Origin of the sequence: Streptomyces sp. NPDC097981 (genome assembly GCF_040302565.1) — a bacterium.
Classification (GTDB): domain Bacteria; phylum Actinomycetota; class Actinomycetes; order Streptomycetales; family Streptomycetaceae; genus Streptomyces.
In genome coordinates this window covers 1-1,635 of record NZ_JBEORW010000176.1, presented here as the reverse complement: position 1 = coordinate 1,635, position 1,635 = coordinate 1, and the positions used below count along the sequence as shown (strand labels likewise).

General features: G+C 70.6%; 2 protein-coding genes. Both read left to right on the top strand.

Annotated elements, in window-relative coordinates:
- Positions 1 to 132 precede the first annotated feature (132 nt).
- On the top strand, positions 133 to 609 hold the full coding sequence (locus ABTY04_RS40890) for a GNAT family N-acetyltransferase (RefSeq protein ID WP_352218502.1): 477 nt from the start codon (positions 133 to 135) through the stop codon (positions 607 to 609).
- A complete protein-coding gene (locus ABTY04_RS40885) occupies positions 606 to 1,178 on the top strand; it encodes an NUDIX domain-containing protein (protein WP_352218501.1) in 573 nt (190 codons plus the stop codon). The genes ABTY04_RS40890 and ABTY04_RS40885 overlap by 4 nt, the downstream gene beginning before the upstream one ends.
- Positions 1,179 to 1,635: the final 457 nt, after the last annotated feature.

Below are 1,635 nucleotides of genomic sequence, written 5' to 3'. Positions count from 1 at the left end.
GCACAACCTCACCCTCGCCGGATAAGCGAGCAGGCCGCACGGCAGCCCGCCATGCCCGAGGCCACTCGAAGATCATTTACGGGACAACCCTTAGCCCGTCTGCATCTTCTACTCGTTCGAGGAAGGACCCCCGTGCCCGAACCCCGCCTCGCCACCCCTGCCGATGCTGCCGAGATCGCCCGCCTGCGGTCGGAGAATATCCTGAGCGAACCCCTCGATGAAGCCTGGCTCACCACGTGCGCCGACCAGCTCGCCTTACGCCTCCAGGACGGCGGTGACGCCCGCGCGTACGTCGTCGACTCCCACGCCGGCGGGCTCGCCACCTGCGCCCTCGGCCTGGTCCACGCCGTCCTGCCCGCCCCGAAGTACCCCAAGGGCCTGGCCGTACGCATCCACGCGGTCGCCACCGACCCCGCACACCGCCGCCGCGGCTACGCCAAGGCCGCGCTCGCAGCCCTCCTCGACCACCTGGAGCACGACGGTGTCACCCTGTACGAGCTGTACGCCAGCGACGGCTCCGCCCCGCTGTACGAGCAGCTCGGCTTCGCTGCCGACCCGGCACTCATGCGGATGACGCGTTTCCCCGCCGCCGAAGGGAACGCGTCGTGAGCAATCGGAAGTGGCTGCCTCCGGAGGAGTTCGCTGCGACGCTGCCGAAGGCCACCATGTTCGGGGCCGTGTTCTTCACCGACGAGGACGACCGGCCCGTCCAGCTGCGGGCCACGTACTCCATTACGCACCCCTGGCAGTGGCCGGGCGGTGTCGCCGAACCGGGCGAGCGCCCCTGGGAGACGGCTGTGCGGGAGTGCCTGGAGGAGACCGGCCTCCGCGTGGAGGGACCGCCGAAGCTCCTGGCCACGGTATTCGGGCTGCCGGGCAAGGACTGGCCGCTGGCCACCGTCGGGTGGGTGTTCGACGGCGGCCGGCTCACCCCCGGGCAGCTTGCCGGGATCGTGCTGGACCCGGACGAGCACGACGAGGTCGTGCTTCACCCTGAGGACGCAGTGGGGCTACTGGAGCACCCGGACGAGCGCCGGTCGGAAGGCTGTTGCGGCCCGGAGGGCCTGTTCGGCATCAACCGCATCTGCCCCTGCGGGGCCGAGGTGGGCACGCTCCTGGCCGACTGCTGGACGGCCTGCGAGCTGCACCTGCATCCGACCCGCGTCCGGGCCGCCTGAGCAGCGTGCAGCCCCGAGCTGCCACAAGCGGGCGGGCGTCTCGGCGCGGACGAAAGCGTGGGGCCCGACCTGCTGCCAAGCGCGGGTCGGGACGCCTACGCTCGGGCGGCGCGGAGCGCCGGCGACCTGCCCCCCTGGGCGGCGGGAAGCAATTACCGTCCGGTCAACCCGGAGATGTGCAGACCGCCCGGGCGGGCGCATGCCAGCTGTTCGTGTGTGGGTTGCGGACACCCCACTGCGGCGGATGGCCTCCCCGTGACCAGGGGTTACTCCAAGATTCCTGCTACACCACTCCACGGAGCTGCCGCCAACTTGAAGTAGCAGGTCAAAGGGCTGGTGTGACCGGCTCTCGGAGTACTCGTGCTAGCCTCCCTGTTTCGCTTCGAGTGGCTGAGCTGGTGTGCAGTGGTGGTTCGGTTGCTTCTCGTCGGCGGGCATGGCCGAGGCCCGACGCGCG